General features: G+C 43.9%; 20 protein-coding genes. 18 read left to right on the top strand and 2 right to left on the bottom strand.

What is annotated here, in order from left to right:
* Positions 1-31 precede the first annotated feature (31 nt).
* Positions 32-1,150 (top strand): enoyl-CoA hydratase/isomerase family protein, encoded by a 1,119-nt coding sequence (locus tag DFP76_RS07770; protein WP_113874071.1) that lies wholly within the window; start codon positions 32-34, stop codon positions 1,148-1,150.
* A gap of 222 nt (positions 1,151-1,372) precedes the next feature.
* Here the strand turns inward: DFP76_RS07770 and ppsA are convergent, their stop codons facing one another.
* Complete coding sequence (gene ppsA / locus DFP76_RS07765) at positions 1,373-3,769, bottom strand: phosphoenolpyruvate synthase (protein WP_113874070.1); 2,397 nt, start codon at positions 3,767-3,769, stop codon at positions 1,373-1,375.
* Positions 3,770-4,002: 233 nt separating this feature from the next.
* On the opposite strand from ppsA, the gene ppsR reads away from it, so the two are divergent.
* The 17 genes from ppsR (at position 4,003) to DFP76_RS07680 (ending at position 17,437) form a co-directional block, all read left to right on the top strand.
* Entirely contained in the window at positions 4,003-4,821 is an 819-nt protein-coding gene (ppsR, locus tag DFP76_RS07760; RefSeq protein WP_281269731.1) for a posphoenolpyruvate synthetase regulatory kinase/phosphorylase PpsR, read from the top strand.
* 372 nt (positions 4,822-5,193) lie between these two features.
* Positions 5,194-7,770, top strand: coding sequence for a ribonuclease R (gene rnr / locus DFP76_RS07755; protein ID WP_113874069.1), 2,577 nt, complete (start codon positions 5,194-5,196; stop codon positions 7,768-7,770).
* 44 nt (positions 7,771-7,814) lie between these two features.
* Positions 7,815-8,582 carry a 23S rRNA (guanosine(2251)-2'-O)-methyltransferase RlmB gene (gene rlmB / locus DFP76_RS07750; RefSeq protein WP_113874068.1) on the top strand — a complete coding sequence of 256 codons (768 nt, stop codon included), beginning with the start codon at positions 7,815-7,817 and terminating at the stop codon, positions 8,580-8,582.
* A 10-nt stretch (positions 8,583-8,592) separates the two neighbouring features.
* Complete coding sequence (gene cobT, locus DFP76_RS07745) at positions 8,593-9,654, top strand: nicotinate-nucleotide--dimethylbenzimidazole phosphoribosyltransferase (RefSeq protein ID WP_113874067.1); 1,062 nt, start codon at positions 8,593-8,595, stop codon at positions 9,652-9,654.
* A gap of 46 nt (positions 9,655-9,700) precedes the next feature.
* Entirely contained in the window at positions 9,701-10,486 is a 786-nt protein-coding gene (cobS, locus tag DFP76_RS07740) for an adenosylcobinamide-GDP ribazoletransferase (protein WP_113874066.1), read from the top strand.
* Positions 10,483-11,082, top strand: coding sequence for a histidine phosphatase family protein (locus DFP76_RS07735; RefSeq protein WP_113874065.1), 600 nt, complete (start codon positions 10,483-10,485; stop codon positions 11,080-11,082). Before cobS ends, DFP76_RS07735 begins: the two co-directional genes overlap by 4 nt.
* An 84-nt stretch (positions 11,083-11,166) precedes the next feature.
* Complete coding sequence (locus DFP76_RS07730) at positions 11,167-11,781, top strand: trimeric intracellular cation channel family protein (protein WP_113874064.1); 615 nt, start codon at positions 11,167-11,169, stop codon at positions 11,779-11,781.
* A gap of 22 nt (positions 11,782-11,803) precedes the next feature.
* Positions 11,804-12,418: a cob(I)yrinic acid a,c-diamide adenosyltransferase gene (cobO, locus tag DFP76_RS07725; RefSeq protein ID WP_113874063.1), complete on the top strand. Its 615-nt coding sequence runs from the start codon at positions 11,804-11,806 to the stop codon at positions 12,416-12,418.
* Between the two features lie 210 nt (positions 12,419-12,628).
* On the top strand, positions 12,629-13,072 hold the full coding sequence (locus DFP76_RS07720) for a tetratricopeptide repeat protein (RefSeq protein WP_013796931.1): 444 nt from the start codon (positions 12,629-12,631) through the stop codon (positions 13,070-13,072).
* Between the two features lie 29 nt (positions 13,073-13,101).
* Positions 13,102-13,323 carry a hypothetical protein gene (locus DFP76_RS07715; protein WP_113874062.1) on the top strand — a complete coding sequence of 74 codons (222 nt, stop codon included), beginning with the start codon at positions 13,102-13,104 and terminating at the stop codon, positions 13,321-13,323.
* Positions 13,313-13,816, top strand: a complete 504-nt coding sequence (gene sodN / locus DFP76_RS07710) for a superoxide dismutase, Ni (protein ID WP_113874061.1) — start codon at positions 13,313-13,315, stop codon at positions 13,814-13,816. Before DFP76_RS07715 ends, sodN begins: the two co-directional genes overlap by 11 nt.
* Positions 13,817-13,899: 83 nt before the next feature.
* A complete protein-coding gene (locus DFP76_RS07705) occupies positions 13,900-14,202 on the top strand; it encodes a S24/S26 family peptidase (protein WP_281269730.1) in 303 nt (100 codons plus the stop codon).
* 129 nt (positions 14,203-14,331) lie between these two features.
* Positions 14,332-14,952 carry a YitT family protein gene (locus DFP76_RS07700; RefSeq protein WP_113874059.1) on the top strand — a complete coding sequence of 207 codons (621 nt, stop codon included), beginning with the start codon at positions 14,332-14,334 and terminating at the stop codon, positions 14,950-14,952.
* Positions 14,953-15,097: 145 nt separating this feature from the next.
* Positions 15,098-15,628, top strand: a complete 531-nt coding sequence (locus tag DFP76_RS07695; protein ID WP_113874058.1) for a GNAT family N-acetyltransferase — start codon at positions 15,098-15,100, stop codon at positions 15,626-15,628.
* Positions 15,629-15,645: 17 nt separating this feature from the next.
* The gene (locus DFP76_RS07690; RefSeq protein WP_113874057.1) at positions 15,646-16,335 is read left to right on the top strand and encodes a pseudouridine synthase; all 690 of its coding nucleotides are present in this window, start codon (positions 15,646-15,648) and stop codon (positions 16,333-16,335) included.
* A gap of 27 nt (positions 16,336-16,362) precedes the next feature.
* The gene (locus DFP76_RS07685; protein WP_113874056.1) at positions 16,363-16,734 is read left to right on the top strand and encodes a DUF2750 domain-containing protein; all 372 of its coding nucleotides are present in this window, start codon (positions 16,363-16,365) and stop codon (positions 16,732-16,734) included.
* Between the two features lie 82 nt (positions 16,735-16,816).
* Positions 16,817-17,437, top strand: a complete 621-nt coding sequence (locus tag DFP76_RS07680) for a TetR/AcrR family transcriptional regulator (RefSeq protein WP_113874055.1) — start codon at positions 16,817-16,819, stop codon at positions 17,435-17,437.
* A 23-nt stretch (positions 17,438-17,460) separates the two neighbouring features.
* Here DFP76_RS07680 and DFP76_RS07675 read toward each other — a convergent pair whose 3' ends face one another.
* Positions 17,461-20,904, bottom strand: coding sequence for a PAS domain-containing hybrid sensor histidine kinase/response regulator (locus DFP76_RS07675; RefSeq protein ID WP_113874054.1), 3,444 nt, complete (start codon positions 20,902-20,904; stop codon positions 17,461-17,463).
* Positions 20,905-21,035 lie beyond the last annotated feature (131 nt).

Here is a 21,035-nt window from a genome sequence, read left to right as displayed (position 1 = left end):
ATCTTAATAATAAAAATGATGAGGCCATATAATGCACGAAATTCAACTCACAAATAAAAGCGCAGATGCCCCAGTTCGTGTTTTTGAAAAGGCACTGAAAGATTCGCATAAATTAGGCATCATTCGACTTAATAAGCCTGCTTCTTTGAATGCGTTGAGTTTGCAAATGGTTGAATTGATGTCCCAGCAATTACAGGTCTGGAAAGATGATGAAGCCATTGTGGCGGTGTGGTTAGAAGGCGAAGGGGAGCGGGCATTTTGTGCTGGAGGGAATGTGGTGGAGGTCTATGAATCTGTTGTCGCAGCAGAGAGACCAGATCCAGCCGTCGTAGAGGACTATTTTAAAAAAGAATATGCGTTAGATTTCTGCTTACATACTTACCCCAAGCCTGTGATTTGTTGGGGGCAGGGTATCGTGATGGGCGGCGGCATGGGCTTATTTATGGCTGCGGATGTCCGAGTAGTGACAGAGACGAGTCGCTTGGCTATGCCTGAGATCACCATTGGCTTATTTCCTGATGTTGGAGCAAGTTATTTTCTTAATCAAATAGATGTTACTTGGGCTCGCTTTATCGCTTTGACTGGATGTCATTTGAGTTGTTCGGACGCAATGGCGTTAGGGATGGCCAATGTTCTAGTCTCACAAGAGTCAAAAAAAGCGTTGTTGGAGAGTCTGGATAAGGTGCATTGGGATGGTCGGGATAAGGAACGATCGTTAGTAAGTCTTAAGCAACTCATCTCACCCTTGTCTCAACGGCTAAGTAGCTTGAATCATGTAGATAATCATGTGAAAGAACATACCAGCGAAATAGCACCGTTAATGGTAGGTTCCATCGAGGAAATAGATCAGAAAATTAGGCAATGGAAACCTGAGACGGCTTGGTTGAAAAAAGCCAAGCAAAGCTTTCTTTCCGGTAGCGCGTTATCGGCTCATATCATTCTTCGTCAGTTGGAAGTACACCGGCAGTCAAGTTTGCATCAGGTGTTTGACTCAGAATTAAACCTAATCACCGCTTTGTGCCATAAAGGAGATTTTGCAGAAGGTGTGAGAGCCTTATTGGTAGATAAAGATAAGTCACCAACGTGGCGATTTAGCAGTGTAACCTCCGTGAACCTAGAGGATGTGGAGCAATTTTTACCTTTCAATTAGTGTGTCACAACCACAGCAGCGAGCTATTCAGAGCACTCAAAATGACTTTGTTTGATGCATTTTTGAGTATAAAAAAAGCCCTGCAATGCAGGGCTTAAACGAGAGTGTGACAACAATAAGGTCACTAACCGCGATTAAACGGCATTCTGACTTAATAGGAAAACCTACCAAGATGCAGTTGGTGCCTGCCATCTACTCTGTTAATGAGGTGGCAGGTATAAATTACACGGCGTCTTTATTTAACGACGCATTTTCAATGACTTCATTTAAGTGCAACCAAGTCTCGACGACGGTATCCGGGTTAAGAGAAACACTTTCGATACCTTGAGCGACCAACCAGTCAGCAAAATCCGCATGGTCTGATGGCCCTTGACCACAAATCCCTACGTACTTTCCTTGTTCACGACAAGCGGAAATGGCCATTTTTAAGAGTTTTTTCACTGCTGGGTTACGTTCATCGAACTTGTCGGCAATCAAGCCTGAATCTCGATCGAGCCCGAGAGTCAGTTGTGTTAAATCATTGGAACCAATAGAGAAGCCATCGAAGTACTGTAGGAACTCCTCAGCTAAAAGTGCGTTAGACGGTAGTTCACACATCATGATGACTTTGAGGCCGTTTTCACCGCGAGCCAAGCCTTGTTCCGCAAGCAATTCTGTGACTTGCTGAGCTTCTTCTAACGTACGTACAAATGGAATCATAATCTGTACATTGGTCAGCCCCATGTCGTTACGAACTCGACGAATGGCTTCACATTCCATGGCAAAACAATCACGGAATGAGTCGTCAATGTAGCGAGCTGCACCACGGAAACCTAGCATTGGATTTTCTTCATCTGGTTCGAACAATGGTCCTCCAACGAGATTGTGATACTCATTGGATTTAAAGTCAGAAAGACGAACAATGACGGGTTTCTGAGAAAAAGAGCACGCCAGAGTTGCTACGCCTTCTACTAGTTTGTCGACATAAAACTCGACTGGACCTTGGTAACCAGCGATACGATGATCGATCTCTTCTTTTAAAGCAGCGTCCATATCTGCGTAATTCAGTAAGGCTTTTGGGTGAATGCCAATCATACGGTTGATAATGAATTCGAGACGTGCCAAACCAATGCCGGCATTTGGTAGCATCGCGAAGTCAAAAGCGCGATTTGGATTACCAACGTTCATCATGACTTTGACGGGTAAGTCTGGCATGTTGCCCACTTCAGAAGTAATCACATCGAACTGCAATGCTCCCTGATAAACAAAGCCCATATCGCCTTGCGCACAAGAAACGGTTACTTGCTGGTCATTTTTCAAGACTTCTGTTGCATCGCCACAACCGACTACGGCTGGAATGCCTAATTCACGTGCAATAATGGCCGCGTGACAGGTTCGACCACCACGATTGGTGACAATCGCCGAGGCACGCTTCATGATGGGTTCCCAATCTGGGTCTGTGATGTCAGTGACAAGAACATCACCAGGTTGGATGCGATCCATCTCAGTAATGGATGACAGTACTTTTACCGCCCCTGTACCAATTTTGTGACCAATGGCACGACCTGTAATCATGATCTGAGAGGTTTCTTTTAAGCTGTAACGTTCCATGCTCTGAGCACTGCTTTGGCTACGAACCGTTTCAGGTCGAGCTTGCACTATGTAGAGTTTTCCATCTATGCCATCTTTGGCCCATTCTATGTCCATCGGGCGCTGGTAATGTTTTTCGATAATACAAGCTTGTCGTGCCAAATCTTCTATTTCGTCATTGCTCAAAGCAAAGCGGTTTTGATCGTCGAGAGCAACAGGAACAACCTTAACAAACTCGTCGCTACCTGCCTCTGCGTACTCCATTTTTTGTGCTTTGCTACCAAGACTTTTACGTACAACGGCTGGACGGTTGGATTCGAGGGTGGGTTTGTGAACATAGTATTCATCAGGGTTAACGGTACCTTGTACCACCATTTCACCTAAACCGTATGCGGCGGTAATGAAGACCACTTCATCGAAGCCGGATTCAGTATCCAAGGTAAATAAGACACCAGATGCGCCAATGTCACTGCGGACCATTTTTTGAATGCCAGCAGATAAAGCAACGCCTTGATGTTCAAAGCCTTGGTGTACGCGGTATGAAATCGCACGATCATTAAATAAAGAGGCGAAAACGCGTTTGATTGACGCTTTAATGTCCGCTAAACCTATCACATTAAGGTAGGTTTCCTGTTGACCTGCAAAGGACGCATCAGGCAAATCTTCCGCAGTGGCAGAAGAACGAACGGCAAAGGAAGTACCTTCGGCATTGTCTTCACACAAAACCGCAAAAGCGTGTTCAATTTCTTGGTTGAACTCGTCAGAGAAAGACGCGTCTTCAATCCACTGGCGAATTTTGACGCCAGTCTCGGCAAGAGCATGCACATCATCTACATCCAAACTGTCTAAAGTCTGGTGGATTTTGTCTTCTAACCCCGTCTCAACCAAAAAGCTTTGATAGGCATAAGCAGTGGTTGCGAAACCATTTGGTACTTGGATACCAAGGTCTGTCAGGTTAGAAATCATTTCTCCCAAGGAGGCATTTTTCCCGCCTACTTGACCGACATCTTCTAAACGAAGATCTTTAAACCACTTAATAAATTTGCTCACAAGAGACTCCGATGGTTGAGTGTTTTTATTATCGAATCAATAAAAATCATTTGCGGGCACAATGTAAAGAGCTACCCGCCGAGTAAGAGTGTCTGCTGACAAGGTCATTCTAGGGCTTGTCAAAGCCTTAACTCTGGGTCCATTGTATGTAGCTGGGATGCGTTGAATAAAATCGATTATTCGATGTAGTTTTATTTCAATCGAAAAAACGGATGTCGTTAGATAACAACAAAATGAGTAAAAATGACATGAAAGTGTATTTTGTTTCCGATGGAACGGCGATTACCGCCGAAGTGTTTGGTTCTGCTATGTTGTCTTTTTTTGATGTCGACATATTGACCAAAAGTGTGCCTTTTTTGAGCACTAAGGACCAAGCTAATGGTCTAAAACAACAAATTGATTTAGAGGTTGAGCAGGGGGCATCGGTATTGGTTTTTTATACCATTTCAGACCAAGCTATCAGTGACATAGTGCAGTCTTGTCAGTGCCATTGTTACAATGTGTTTGGTGATATGTTGTCGCCCATTGAGCAGGCCTTAGGGGTCAAAGCTCAACCTTCGGCACAAAAAGCCCATGGTATGAAAGCGGGGGTTTATGATGGTCGGATAGACGCGATTAACTATGCTTTGGCGAATGATGATGGGGCATCCATCAAAAATTTCGATCAAGCGGATATCATTTTGCTTGGTGTTTCTCGTTCGGGCAAAACGCCGACGAGTTTATATCTGGCCATGCAGTACGGAATTAGAGCGGCAAACTACCCGATAACGGAAGACGACTTTTCCTCTGCTGGCTTACCTAAAGTATTAAAACTTCACAAGAAAAAGCTGTTTGGGCTGACTATTGATCCGCAGAGGTTGCATGAAATTCGTACTGGTCGTATGGCGCAAAGTAAATACGCTTCTTTCAGGCAATGTCGCTATGAAATTGAGGAAGTAGAGTCTTTGTATCGTCAGGAGCGCATCCCCTTCTTAAACTCTACGACCCTGTCGGTGGAAGAAATTTCCACCAAAGTGATGGCCGAAATGAATTTAGAGCGTCATCGTCAATGAAATTAGAGTCGAAATAGATCGAATTATTCGATCTATTCATCGATTTTGCTGAATAATTAAACAGAAAAAAGTCATATTTTTTATTTATGACTATTTTGACCCAGCAAAAACAGAGTTATTGTTCGATAAAATAAGGCTTTCTTTTACGTTTTGTTGTCGAATTACAAAATAACCTTTCCACAGTGTGCAGATAATAGAGAGAACAAGGCTTTTATAGAGAGTATTCCCTGAGAATACTCTATAATGAGATAACTTATGTGGGCTTATAAAGGGCACGTTGCCAAAGCCAAAACCACATTCTCAATCGTAAGATGTTCATATTGGTGATTTATAACAGGATGTCTTACTAAAAAAACCAAGGATAAACATACATTGAGTAAAAAAATTAACGATCCACACTCGCAGCGCGAAGCATCAAAATACGATAATCCGGTGCCTAGTCGTGAATACATCTTAGAATTTCTTGCAACACAAAATACCGCTTTAAGTCACCCACAACTGTGCGACTTATTTTCTCTTAAAGGAGAAGATGAGATAGAAGCATTGCGTCGTCGTTTAATTGCCATGTGTCGCGACAGTCAGCTATCCAGTAATGCCAATAATGAATATAAGCCTCTTTTAGAAAGTGACTTCATCGAAGGGTACGTACAAGGCAATAAAGAAGGTCATGGCTTCTTATTGCGTGCCAGCGATGACGACATCTTTTTGTCCGCTCGTCAGATGATGAACGTAATGGACGGTGATAAAGCTAAAGTTCGCTTGTCTGGTCGCAGTGTAAAAGGCCGTTTAGATGGTGTTATCGTTGAAGTATTGGAACGAAAGCATACCCAGTTAGTCGGACGTTACTATGAAGAGAGCCAGACGGCTTTTGTGACGCCTGAAAATCCAAGAATCGCACAAGACATTCTGATTGGTAAAGATTCCGGACTGGCGCCTAAACATGGTCAATATGTGTTGGTTGAGATCCTTTCTTATGCCGATCGAGGTCAATCAGCAAAAGGCATTGTGAAGAAAGTACTGGGTGACTTCATGGCGCCGGGTGTTGAAATTGAAGTGGCTATGCATCGTTATGAAATTCCTAACGAGTGGCCTGCGGCTGTTGAGCAACAAGTTAAACACTTTACCCCTGAAGTCGCGGAAGAAGACAAAGCCCATCGAGTGGATTTACGCGAGACACCTTTTGTCACCATTGACGGCGAAGATGCCCGTGACTTTGATGACGCGGTATATTGTGAAAAAACACCAGGTGGTTGGAAGCTGTTTGTCGCCATCGCAGATGTGTCTCATTATGTTAAAAAAGACACCGCATTAGACGAAGAGGCCATTGTGCGAGGTAATTCAGTTTACTTCCCTGGCCGAGTGATTCCAATGCTACCGGAAGTGCTTTCCAACGGTTTGTGTTCATTGAACCCAGATGTCGATCGACTTGCCATGGTGGCTGAGATTTCTCTGACCACAAAAGGCAAGATGCGTGGCTTTAAATTCTATGAAGGTTTGATTCGTTCCCATGCCCGTCTAACATACACTAAAGTGTCTAAAATGATTGCGGCAGAACCAGAAGATGAAGGTCTGGCTTTGCGTGATCGCTATCAAAGTATCGTCTCTCATATTGATGATCTCAACGGTTTATATCAAGTGCTAAAACTGGCTCGTGAAGAACGAGGAGCGATGGAGTTTGATACCGTTGAAACCCGTATGGTGTTTGATGAACATTCGAAGATTGAACACATAGTGCCGGTCGAACGAAATGACGCCCATAAGTTAATTGAAGAGTGCATGTTATGTGCGAATGTGGCAGCGGCAGAGTTATTGATTAAAGCGGATTTACCGGCCTTGTTCCGTGTTCATGAAGGACCAAAAGAAGATCGACTACTGACTTTGCGCAGCTATCTTGGATTGCTTGGTTTAGAGCTCACTGGTGGTCTAAAACCGACTCCTGCGGATTACGCTATGGTGGCAGAGCAAATTAAAGACCGAGCGGATGCACGAAGCATTCAAACCATGATGTTACGTTCTATGTCGCAAGCGGTTTATCAAGCCGATAACATGGGCCATTTTGGTTTGAATTATGAAGCTTATACCCATTTTACTTCGCCGATTCGACGTTATCCTGATTTGCTGGTTCATCGGGCGATTCGTTATTTGATTCGTGGCGAAGGCCGACCGAATGTGACTCAAGCTCATCGAGTGGCTGGCAGTCCTCTATTAAAAGAGAAGAAAATCTACGGTTATGACCATGCCGATATGGATGGCTTAGGCGATTCTTGTTCTTTGACAGAGCGACGTGCTGACGAAGCCACTCGCGACGTTGAAGCTTGGCTTAAATGCCAATACGTTGAGCAACATCTAGGCGATGCTTTTGATGGTGTGGTTACGGCGGTGACGTCTTTTGGCTTGTTTGTCGAGTTACAAGGGTTGTTTGTCGATGGTTTGGTTCACATTTCTGGTTTAGGTCAGGATTACTTTGTTCATGATATTGAGCATCAAGCCATTATTGGTGAGCGAACTGGTCGGGTGTTTCGTCTTGGTGATCGTCTGAAAGTTCGAGTTGCAAGTGTTAATTTAGAGCAGCGTAAGATTGATCTGACATTAGATGAGTCGGCTTCACGTCCTCGTAAGAAGGTCGAGCGTGATGACCTGACCGAATTGGAAATGCAATTGGCGCAACTGCCTCCGATTGAATTAGGTGGTCGCTCTAAACCAAAGGCAAAAACCACTTCGGAAGACGGAACTGGAAATAAAAAAGAAGGCGCGAAAGACACAGCGTCAGATAAACCGAAGAGTAAAAAGCGTCGCGTCCCTTCCAAGGGCAAACGCATTAGGCAAAAGAAAACGGCTCAAGCTGCGGCTAAGACAAAAACGTCGTCAAATAGTGCGAAGAAGCCTAAAAAAGCGAAAAAGGTCAGCAAAGCGAAAAAAAGCAATGCGAAACCACGATCTAGAGACTAACCAATAGTCGATTAAATGCCGATATAGAGAGAATGAAATAAAACATGTCCGATTTAGAATGGATATACGGTATTCATGCCGTAGAAAATGCGTTGTCACAACAAGCTGATCGTATTAAAGAAGTGCGTTTTCAAGAAGGCCGTGACGACAAGAAAACACAGCGGTTAATGAAGTTATGTAAAACGAACAAGGTTCGTTACAGCTTGGTGCCACGTCGCGACTTAGATCAGCTTTTTAGCAAAACCAAAGAACGAGTCGTACATCAAGGGGTTGTCGCCTATACCACTATGACCAAAGCAGGCAGCGAAGCCGATTTACACGCTTATGTTGAGGGATTGGATGAAACGCCACTGGTCATTATTTTGGATGGTGTGACTGACCCTCATAACCTTGGTGCTTGTTTACGAAGTGCCGACGCCGCTGGCGCTCACGCCGTCATTATGCCAAAAGATAACTCCGCGCCGCTCAATGCCACTGTCAGTAAAGTGGCCTGTGGTGCGGCGGAAAGTATGCCTGTATATGCGGTGACGAACCTGGCTCGTACGATGAAAAAACTGCAAGACCAAGGTATTTGGATTTTCGGTACAGCAGGCGAAGCGACAGGTACCATTTATGAGCAGGACTTAACCATTCCGACGGCCATTGTGATGGGCGCAGAAGGGGAAGGTATGCGCCGCTTAACTCGTGAACAGTGTGATTATCTCGTTAAGCTCCCTATGGCTGGCGTGGTATCCAGTTTGAATGTTTCCGTCGCAACAGGTGTTTGCTTGTATGAAGTGGTTCGACAGCGTGCTGTGAAAGCTAAGCGTTAAGGAGTAAGCCTTGTTATCGTCGTTTCAAATTCAAGCTCCTTCGTCGGCTTTTGACGTGGATCTACAGCATAAAATTGACACCAAAACTAAGCCACCTGGATCGTTAGGATCCCTTGAAAAACTTGCTTTTCAATTGGGGCGAATTCAAGGCAAGACAACACCTGATGTCAGTCGTGCCAAGATGATTGTGTTTGCGGCGGACCATGGAGTGGTCGATCAAGGTATTAGCTTATTTCCACAAGAAGTGACACCACAAATGGTGATGAACTTTTTGATGGGAGGCGCGGCGGTGAGCGTATTCTGTCAGCAGCATAATGTGCCATTGCGAGTTGTTGATGTCGGTGTGAAAGTGGATTTGGATGATCATCCATTGTTAACCAAGCACAAAGTAGCCTATGCCTCCCAAGATTTTAGCCAAACGGCAGCCATGACTTCTGAGCAAGTCACTAAGGCGCTGCAGGCTGGGGTAGACGAAGTGGATCAGGCCATAGCAGAAGGCAGCCAGCTCTTGATGTTTGGTGAAATGGGCATTGGTAATACCTGTGTTTCATCTTGCATGATGTCGGCTTTATTAGGTGATGACGCCACTGTGACGGCGGGCCGAGGGACTGGTTTGGATGACCATGGCGTGTCTCACAAGGCAAACATTATCCAGCAGTCTTTGTTACGAGCGGAACAAGAAACGGGTCAGCGTATGGCTGACTGGAGCTCACAAACCCTTGCTGAGCAAGTTGGCGGTTTTGAAATATTGGCAATGGCCGGGGCTATGCTACAGGCAGCAAAGCAGCAGACCGCCTTTGTCGTTGATGGTTTTATTTGTTCTGTGGCTTTGTTGTTTGCTCATAAAGTATCGCCCTTGGTGAAGGAATACGCTATTTTTGCTCATCAATCAAATGAACAGGCGCATCAACGTTTGCTTGAGTTTCTTAACGCGGAGCCAATTTTGTCCTTAGATTTGCGTTTAGGGGAAGGTTCTGGTGCGATTTTGTCTTACCCTTTAATTCAAAGTGCCTGTGTTTTTATGGCACAAATGGCCAGTTTCGAAAGTGCCGGCGTAAGTGATCAAGCCTAATATTAATTGATGGCTTGGTGGGTTGATTAAGGGGTATGAGAATAGTATGAAAAACGTATTAACCAGCGCTTATTGGCAAGGCTTTAAACGCAGTTTAGCAACATACACACGCATTCCATTACGAGTCGATTGGCGTGATGATATTGAACACCTTCCGGCAGTGAGTTTTTTGCCATGGGTGGGTATCGTCATCGCTATTTTGAGTACTTGGCCATTATGGTTTGATTGGTCAACCTCGTTACAGGCGCTGTTCATGTTACTGACGGCTGTGCTTTTAACGGGGGGCTTTCATGAAGATGGCTTGATGGACAGTTGTGATGGTTTGGTCGGCGGTTGGGATAAAGAGCAACGCCTAACCATTATGAAGGACTCTCGTTTAGGCAGTTATGCCGCTCTGACCATTTGGTTTTCCTTAACCTTGAAATGGTTATTGTTGAGCGAGCTATTAAATACCGCTTCTAATTCTTTTCTAGGCTTAATCTATTTGATCACTTCTTGGTGTGCTGTTCATGTTTTGGCGCGCGTTTTTCCTCTTGTTTTGATGCATTGTCTGGATTACGTCACATTAGGTGAGAGTAAAGCTAAAAGCATGATTGCCCGATTTGGCATGAAAGAATGGGTTGTGGCTTTGGTGCCCTGTGCGATTTTGGCCATTTTGTCTTTGAGTCTATTGGAAATTGCACTCGTTGCTGTGTTGGCTGCGTTATTTTTATTGGCCATACGTCAATATTTGCAGCATAAGATTCAAGGCTTTAATGGTGATACCTTGGGCGCTAGCGAGCAACTGGGCGAAATCTTTATGATTGCGGCTTTATTGGTGTGTGCATCATGAAATTGCTTCTAGTTCGACACCCCAAACCGGATGTGAAAGCAGGTTTATGTTATGGGGATATGGATGTGCCGTTGGTGAAGGGGTGGCAAACTCATGCTCAGGCGTTAAAAGCGTCACTGAATTTAGAGTATGACAATGACAAGACTCGTTGTTACCACAGTCCTTTAAGCAGAGCGGCTTTGTTGGCCAACCACATCAGTGATGGTCAGTCTCAGCCTGTGGATGCTTTACGAGAGATGGATTTTGGTCATTGGGAAGGTCTATGTTGGTCTGATATTCCGCGACAAGAGATGGATGTGTGGGCCAGTGATATTGTTAATGAAAACCCATTTCAAGGTGAAACCTTGCAAGCTGTAGCCGATCGAGTGTGGCAATGGTGGCTTAGTGTGAAAGATGAGCCAATGGATACTTGTGTGCTGGTAGCGCATTCAGGTGTGATTAAAGTGCTTGTCAGCTTGTTGTGTGAATGGCCTTTATCAAAATGTTTTCGTATCGATGTTGATTTCACCAGTGTGAGTGAATTCTCCATACAAGGCGAATGGGTGTCATTAAAGCGTTTGGGGGCAGGGGATTGGTTTCTCAATACGCCTGAATAAGCAAACGAATCATGATAAACGACTCATCATCAAATGACTTAGTAATCGCTAAGTTAGCTTAGTTCGACAGAGACAAAATATATAATGTTGTTATATCTATTAGGTATGTTTGGGATAGCGGCTTTTGCTGTGACTGGGGTGATCTCATCAGGCAAAAAAGACATGGATTTGTTCAGTGTGGTGTTTCTTGGCATGGTAACCTCACTAGGTGGCGGTACGATTAGAGACACGGTATTGGGTGTTGAGGATGTTTACTGGGTTAGTGATACGTCTTATCTTTGGGTCGCTTTTTTATCTTCTTTGACGGCTTTTTTCGCAGTGCGTTATATGGAGGATCGACAGAGTGTTTTCCATTATGCCGATTCTTTTGGTTTAGCCTTGTTTACCGTGGTCGCTACGGAAAAAGTATTGAACCTAGGTTTTCCGCCCACGATAGCCATTACTATGGGAGTGATCACGGGGATTGCAGGGGGCATTATTCGAGATGTGCTGAGTCATCGCCCGCCCTTAGTATTAGGTCGAGAGTTTTATGCAACACCGGCTTTTTTGGGGGCCTTGTTATTAGTGCTACTAGAAAAAAACATACCTTCACATGAATTTAACTCGATTTACGCCGTGGCATTAGTCTTTATACTGAGGGTCTTTGCAATCCATAAAGACTTATATTATCCAAGCTGGTTACTTTATAAAAAGCGTTAAGAGATAAAAGAGGACAAGGCTAATGGCAAATACAGCAACGCAAACCGAAGCCGAAAAACAGCAAGCGCGTTTGTTAAAAAAGAAAGCGGTTGTGGATCAGCGTATTGCCGCTGCGACAGAAGAGCGTGGTGTGACCATCTTGTTAACGGGCAATGGCAAGGGGAAAAGTTCCAGTGCCTTCGGCACCATGGCGAGAGCATTAGGTCATGGCCAAAAATGTGGTGTGATTCAGTTTATTAAAGGTCGTAAGGCTACCGGTGAACAACTCTTTTTCGGTGAACATCCACGCGTTGAGTTTCATGTAATGGGACATGGTTTTACTTGGGAAACCCGTGACCCTGAGCTGGAGCAAAAAGCAGCGAATCAGGCCTGGTCTATGGCTAAGGTTATGCTGGCTGATGAGAATATTGATTTTGTTTTATTAGATGAAATCACCTATATGTATAAATATGGCTATTTAAACGAACACGATTTAATCGATGCGTTAGCCTCTCGTCCAGCACATCAGAATGTGATGATGACAGGGCGAACAGCGCCGCGGATTCTTCTTGATACCGTAGATACGCATAGTAAGATTGCTAATGAACGACATGCGTTTGCGGGTGGCGTAAAAGCGCAACCCGGTATCGAGTGGTAGTGTTTTCTAGACCAATAAACCATTTCTGAATGTCATCAAGAAGGTCAGCGATAAGCTGGCCTTTTTTGTGTCTCTCTTTTCCATATTTTCGAAAAAACTATTATTAATAATGAGATTTATTCTCAAAATAACTGGATTTATTCTGTTTTGTTTACGATAATGATTCTCATTAGATCTTAATGATTGACCTACTTGGTCGCGGAGGAAACGATGCAAAACTGGGAACGTTTAACAAGACAAGCCAATAAAGCTTACTCAAACCATGATTACTCAGACTCTATTGAGCTTAATCAACAAGCGCTTCAGCAGGTCGAGCAGTCTTTTGATGATGATTTTCATCAAGATGCTGAGTCTGTTGTTGCCGCAGCAGCAGTCAGTTTTCTCAATATCGCCGAGTCTTATACTGCTTTAGGTGATTTCCTTTCCGCAAACACACAATACGAAAGCGCTGTGAACTTTTTACAGGCAGTCATTGTGCGTCCTGATATGGATGAAGACCAACGTGGCTTGATTATGAGAACAGCAACTCACATTCGTTTTGAATGGGAGTTGTTCTCACAGAGTCATAGCAAACATGTTATGGCTCAAAGTAAAGCGCTGATGCGTTCTATTACAAATGTTGTTACCAGTCAGGCCACTATGGTGCGCCATTAAATTCGCTTTAAATTGATAAGGATAAATATATGAAATCTGCTGTTACATCACTCGTTGCTAGTCTCTGTTTGGCTCTAATGAGTTCAATGGTATTAGCACACCCAGGTCACGACCATGCTCATTGGTCTAGTGAGTTGATTCATATGTTAACTTGGCTAGCCATTGCCAGTGTGATCGTAGGCGGCTTAATTTATAAGCAAGTACTACGTCGTAAAGGTTCTAAGCAGGAGGATAAAAACCATGATGCATAATATGGTGAAAGTGTTAGACAAGGTGATTGGTTTTAAAACCGCTCAAGCTCACTGTGATATTCCATGCAAAATTTACGATCCTTCAACCGCTCTATTGGCGGCTTTAAGCTGTGTTCGCTTGATGGATTTAATTAAAGAAATCGAAGACAAAGAGACATTAACGGTTGCTGATTATGCTCAGATCGCCCGCTTAGTAGGTGAAAAAGAGTCGGCGAGCACAGAGGTAAAAGAAGCCGTTCGTATTATTTGGGGAGATTACTTCAAAGCACCTCAATTCGAACAAGTGCCTAATGCGCATGATCTGACGCACAGCATTATGCTGCAAGCGTCAAAATGTAAGCAAGGCATCAACCGTGAAGAAGGTGAAAAGCTGGTGTCATTAGTGAATGAATTTGCTGAAGCCTTTTGGTTAACGAAGGGGGTCACAACTTACAGAGCACCTTGTCCTTATCCTCCTATGTTGGACACTGTCTACCCTGATCTGAAGGGTTAGATTGGTTTTTATGAACATCAGGAAAGGTCAACGTCCTTTCCTGATGTTTTGTTTCAGCCGTATTATCTATTGATGAAGGAGGGATGATGTTGCGCTTTATTAAAGTTCAAGGGGAAAGCATGGCGCCCAATCTTCACGATGGCGATTTTGTCTTTATTAGTCGTTGGTATCGTAAGCTCAAAATTGGCCAACTCGTTGTGGTTGACCATGCTTTATATGGTTATATCGTTAAAAAAATATTGCATATTGCACCGGATGGACAGCTATGGCTTGGTGGTGAAAATAATAAAAGTCTCCAGTCTGAGCGGATTGGTTGGGTATCACCAAGGCGTGTCATGGGGAAGGTGATTGGTCGTATTTGCGCTTCTCAAAGGAAACCTCAATAAAGTGTCTATAAAAGTAGACACTTTCCTCAAAACCCTAGAATTTGTGTACTCTGCTTATCTTGGTCTCGTTGCTCTTTTTCTCTAAAATCCCGCCCATTACGAATCAAGTTAAATACTCAAAGGAAAAGTATGTCCACCACAGAGTTACCAAAAGTTCAAAAACATACCCGCTTAGAAGATATTCAAGCCATGGTGATCGGAACATTAATCATCGCGCTGGGAGTGAGTTTGTTTACTCAAGCCGGACTGTTAACCGGTGGCTCCGCAGGCTTGGCGTTTTTGATTCAGTATTCAACGTCATTAACCTTTGGTCAGGCGTTCTTCCTAATTAATCTACCATTTTATGTGTTGGCTGTTTGGCACTTTGGTTGGAATTTTACATTGAAGACTTTTTTTGCGGTTTTCTGTGTGTCGGCTTTTTCAGATATCACGCCTATGTTGGTATCGTTTGAAGCGGTTGACCCTGTTTATGCCAGCATGACAGGGGGCTTTTTGATGGGAGTGGGTTTTCTCATGTTGTTTCGTCATAATGCCAGCTTAGGTGGTGTGAATATTCTTGCTCGTTATTTGGCTGAAAAATATGGGATTTCCATGGGGAAGTTTCAGATGCTGATTGATTGCACCATAGTGATGACGTCTATTTTTGTCGTCGATTATCGCTTGATCATCATTTCGTTTGTTGGCGCGATCGCCTTAAATATGATCATTGCGGTGAATCATAAACCAGGACGATATATGGGCAATGTATAAAACAGTATGACCTATCTTAAAAGCGGCATTTGCCGCTTTTTTTGTGTATTTATCCACTCAATCGCGGAATTTTTTACTTAAAATTTCCTAAAATATGGCCTCTCGGGTATGATTACGCCAAATGTAAAACAGAGGAAATAAGCGTTTGGAGTTATTAAAAGTAGATAACCTTAATCCTTATCTAGATGACCTTGTTGAATTGCTCATTGATGCTGTTGATGCCGGCGCACCGATTGGTTTTTTACCACCAATGAGTGAACCAGAGGCAAAAGCCTATTGGTTGTCTGTAAATGATGAATTGCTAGAAAATGCTCGCCAAGTCTTATTAGTTCGAGAGGATGATAAAGTGGTTGGCAGCGTGCAGATCGGCATGTCGCCTAAGGCCAATGCTTTACATCGATGTGATGTCGAGAAGCTTATGGTACACACTCAAGCTCGTGAAAATGGTTTAGGTAGCACCTTAATGCAAGGTGTCGAGCGAGTTGCTGCTGCGATGCAAAGACAACTATTAATCCTTGAAGTACGAAGTGATGACATTGCTCACGATATGTATGTCAACATGGGGTACATTCCGTTTGGGGAAGTGCCTGGTTATAGCCGCAGTGCGAATGGCATGTTGCACAACTCTACTTTCTTTTATAAAGAAATTGAAACCACCCATGAAGTATTTTCTTAATCAGCGTAGGCCAACCATTGAGACTTGATTTTTATTTATCCCATGTGACTGAACTCGCTCGTAAAGCGGCTAAAATTGCGGCGGCGAAAGGCCGAGTAACCGTCAATGGTGACGTGGTCAAAAAAGCCAATTATACGGTGCAAGAATCGGATCAAATTTGTCTCGATTCCGAATTACTGGCGTGGCCATCAGAAGGTTATTATTTGCTGAACAAACCAGCGGGTTACGTTTGTGCTAATCAGGACCCTGAACATCCGATTGTATTGGATTTACTGCCCCCCCACCTTGGTCAACAATTAAACATAGTTGGTCGACTGGATAAAGACACAACGGGCTTGTTGTTGCTGACAACCGACGGTCAATGGTTGCACCGTATCACTTCTCCTCGACATGTTTGTGACAAGCGATATCGTGTTCATTTGGCGGCTCCTATTTTGGATGAGGCGATACAGCAACTTGAAAATGGGGTGCTGTTAAATGGTGAAAGTCAGTTAACGAAGCCTGCTAAGGTGGAGCGTATCGCAAGTGATGCGATCTATCTCACCATCCAAGAAGGTAAGTACCATCAAGTGAAACGTATGTTGGCGGCTGTAGGGAATCGAGTCGCAGAGCTGCATCGTGATCAGATTGGTCCTTTGCAACTGGATGAAGCACTTGCAGCGGGAGAATATCGAGCTTTAACTAGCGATGAAGTGGCTTACTTTTAAAGACTTAACGATAAAGAGAAAAACACAATGACAGAATTATCGATGGATCAAAGAGTACAATTGTTGGTGTCACCAGACAGTGAGCGTTTAGGGTATTTTATTGAACAAGCTAAGGCCACTCAGCAAGTCTGGAGTTTAAGCAACGAAGAAGGCTTCGTCATGGTTGAAACAGACGATGGCGATTGTGTGATGGTATGGCCTGATGCTGAGTTTGCCAGCCAATGGGCGATTGAAGACTGGGATGATTGTGAGCCAGTGGCGGTTTCTCTTGAGACGTTTAAAACTGAGTGGTTACCCAGTCTTGCCGCCGATAAAATCACAGTGGCTGTTTTTCCAAATATTGAAGACGAAGGAAAACTGTCGACAGCGGAAGAATTGACCACTCTTTTAGCTGAGTAACGACGTTTAATAATAAGCCATTCGTAGGCATAACGAATGTGCGTATTTGCTATGGGATATCAAAATTAAGGAACTACCCCTTATGAGTAAGCGCCAAAATCATCGCGAAGAAGTCTTTGTTAAAATACTGGACGCCGCTGAAGTTGAGTTCGGGTTGAAGGGTTATAACGGTGCTAGTTTGCAGCATATTGCGGAACGTGCAGGTCTACCAAAGCCCAATATTATTTATTACTTTCAATCGAAAGCGAACCTATATAAACAGGTGTTAGATCAGACGCTGATGGGCTGGAACGATTTGTTTGATCGTGCCACGGTAGAAGATGATCCGGCAGAAGTGTTAGACAGTTTTATTCGAGTGAAATTAAAAAACAGTTTTGAGAAGCCTGTAGCATCACGTTTATTCGCCATGGAAGTCGTCAGTGGTGCAAGCCACATAGGTGATTATTTAAAAGAAGATTTACGTCCATGGTTTGTGTCACGAGTTGAACTGTTAGAGGCTTGGATGGCCGCTGGAAAAATGCGCCAAACTGACGCTGCTAGTCTGATTTTTATGATCTGGGCAACGACTCAACACTATGCTGATTTTGAAGCGCAAGTGCTCGCGTTAAGTGGTAAAGAAGGTTACAACGAGGACGACTTAATACGTATTGGTGACGCGATAAGCGGCATCGTTCTTGCTGGTTGTGGTCTTACAAAGGCTTAATATTTGTGCTTTTTAGGCTAAGTTCAGGATTTTTGCACATGGCGTATTAACGCTCTGAGCTTAGCTGGCTTAGCCGGTTTGGCCATATAGCTGATCTGTTGAGCTTTACAGGTCTCAATTAAATCAGGTTCTCTTGAAGCCGTTAACAATGCTGCGGGAATACAGTAACCGGCTTTCTCTCGTAAGGCTTGAATCAGGTTAAGACCGTCCTTATCATCGTCTAAATGATAATCCACTAAAAGCAATTCTGCTTCCCCTTCTGCTGCAAGCGCTTGGTCGTAACTTTGAAAGCTGCGACATTCACATTGCCAGTGTGCTAAAAGGCTCGCCATAGCGGCTAAGTTATTAGCGTCATCGTCGATACACCAAACACGGCAACTTGTGTGATCCTGAGTCTTTTCATCGGATTCGATTTTTGTGTTAGCCAGCGGGACTGTCTGGTTCATCGCCATCGGAATATGAATGCTAAAACAGCTCCCTCTACCTGGAATAGAGCGCACTTGAGTAACGAGTCCCAGTTGTTTTTGCATGCGGCGTACTAAACCTAACCCTAACCCCATTCCTGGTTCTTGCGTATTTTCCCAACGATAGAAGTCATCAAATACCTTGTCTTGCTCTGCATCCGGAATGCCTACTCCAGTGTCCCAAACTTGCAACAGTACTTGGTTTTTTCGTGGGCGCACACTCAATAGAACTCGACCTTTTGCTGTGTATTTCACGGCATTAGAGACAAAATTTTGAATGATACGACGTAAATAAATAGGATCTGAATAGACATTAAATGAACGTATATGGGTGCTCAATTGAATGTTTTTACTGGCTGCGATGACATCAAACTCGGTGATGATGGGGCGAAGAATATTGTCTAAACTGCAGGTCTCAAGCGTTGGTTGAATAGCACCTTGATCTAAGCGTGCAATTTCTAACAAGGTCGAAATCAGTGCTTCGGTGGACTCTAATGAATCGGAAAGTTTTCGAATCACATGCCCTGTGTCATCTTCTAATTCCGTTGAGTTAAGGATGCCCATGTAGAGTTTTGCTGCGTTCAATGGTTGTAAAATGTCGTGACTGGCTAATGCAAGGAACTCGGTTTTTGAGGCATTGGCTTGTTCCGCTTCGCCTTTGGCATCCATAAGGGCTTTTTCTGCTTTATTTCGACGGTTTATTTCTTGAAGTAACTCATGGTTGATACTCTGAACTTCTTCTGTGCGAGCTTCTACACGCTTTTCAAGGTCAATGTTGGCTTCTTTAAGAGCTTGTTGGCTTTCGATGTGTTCTGTGATGTCAGTAAAGCTAGTGACAAACCCGCCATCTGGTAATGGGTTTCCGATCATTTCAATCACTCGGCCATTGGCACGGCGACGTAAGAAACGATGAGAGGTGCCTTTTTTAAGATGATCGAGGCGCTTGTTTACTAAGTCTTCGATTTCACCCACACCACATTCGCCTCGTTGGGCGTTGTAGCGGATTAACTCCTCCACTGGTAAACCGACTTTAAGCATGCCTTCTGGATAAGGGTAAAGTTGTCGGTACGTCTTGTTCCAAGCGACGATTCGTAAGTCCTTATCGACTACGCTAATGGCTTGGTCAAGGTTGTCCATAGAAACAAATAATAGGTTCTGACTAAATTGAATGGCCTGAGTGGTTTCGTCTAAGTAAGTCACCATTTCTTCCACCTTGATTTGTTTGTCTATCAAGATGGAATTAATGATGGTGCGCGCTGATGAGCCACCTAAAACCCCCCCTAAAATGCGTTCGCAATAATCGACAAACAAACGGTTTGGCGAATCGCTCGGTGTCATGCTCTGATTGTAATCACGTTCGAAATTGTCCAGCACCTGCTGTGATTTTTGCTTACCTAAAAAGGTGTTCAGCAAGACAAAGAAATCACTGTTGGTTGCCTTGCTTTTGGGTTTAAAGAAGCCTTTTTCGAGCTCGGTTGTTGGGCTGACAAAGGCGGTCGCTTGAATTCGGTCAATCAATCTTTCGGTTGATAGTAAAGAACCAACGATGTAACCAAAAATGTTTGCTAATAAACTGATGAAAGCACCGTAACTAATGACTTCAGAACGGGACTGTTCACTGTCTAAGCCCCATTCGATGCTACCACTTAATGGCAACATCATGAGTAATATCCAACTGATAAAGCCAAACGTTAGACCAGTGTATACACCATAAGCGTGACCTCGTTTCCAGTAGAGCCCTCCGAATACGGCGGGCATTAATTGCAATACTAAAGAAAAGGCTAAAACCCCTGTCCCGGATAGGGACTCGTGGTTGGCCATTTTCTGATAGTACAAGAAAGACAAAGTTAAGATCCCCATCATGGCTAAACGGCGAATTACTAAAATACGTCGACGATATAGAGGCAAAGCTTGCTGTTGCGCGCTAGCGCGAGCCAACATAATGGGCAGAATCACATCGTTACTGATCATGATGCTTAAGACAAAAGTCGCGACTATGGTCATAGCGGTGGTTGCTGAGATGCCGCCGAGAAAAATTAATATTTGTAATGGTAGGTTGTCAGAAACCAAAGCGAATTGAATGACATAAGTATCTGGGTTGATGTTGGACGCGAATAGACCTTGGCCGGCGAGAGAGAGGGGCGGGATGATGAGAGCGAAAATCGCCAGATACAAAGGGAACATCCATCGAGCCATGTTGGATTGTCGCTTGTCTTGATGATCAACAACCGTCACATGGAACTGGCGTGGCAGACAGATTACTGCTGCGGCGGCCATAAAGGTTTGCATTAGAAAAGGGAAAGAAAGGAAGGCTTCAGGGTGCCAAACAGACACATCGACTTTCCCTTCTAACGCGGCAAAATTTAAGTCTTGTGTCATGGCCCAGACGACTAATCCAACGGCGATAATGGCAATGAGTTTGAAAAGAGACTCTGCGCCAATGGCCAACATCATCCCAGACCGATACTCTGTGACCTCGACTTTACGAGTGCCAAACAGCATAGCAAAGACGCCCATCAGTATGGTCGCAATCAAAACAATGAGCGTAGAAGAAGATTCATCTTGATTAACGAACAGAGCAAAATTAGAGCCGATGGCTTTGAGTTGTAATGCAATATAAGGAATGACGGCGAGCATACAAATTAAGATCACCAGTGGTGCCGTCATAGGGCGTTTGCCATACCGAGAAGAGATGAAGTCAGCAATCGAAGTGATGTTTTGCTTGTGACTGACGGTGATCATTTTGCGCAATAACGGAAAGGCGAATAAATACAATAAAATGGGACCTAATAGGATCGGCAGATAATTCCAACCAGAGCGAGTGGCTTCGCCAACTGAGCCATAGAATGTCCAAGCGGTGCAATAAATCGCCAATGAAAGACTGTAAACCAGAGGGTGTCTGGTTAACTTCTTCGCTTGAGGACCTTCCTTATCTCCCCACAGAGCGATAAAAAATAGGCCCATCACATATAAAATAGCTAATAGAATCCAAAAAACCGTCATGGCCTAAGCACCTGAATATAAAGCATTGTCTTATTCTTTGAAGAGAAAATGTAACACACTTAATTTGATAATCCTCTAAGACTTAGGTCGTGTTGAGCCCTAGTAGACTTATTCGTACCTTCCCTAGCCGA

It is taken from the genome of Marinomonas aquiplantarum, assembly GCF_003314975.1.
Lineage (GTDB): Bacteria > Pseudomonadota > Gammaproteobacteria > Pseudomonadales > Marinomonadaceae > Marinomonas > Marinomonas aquiplantarum.
This window is presented reverse-complemented; position numbering and strand designations above follow the sequence as displayed.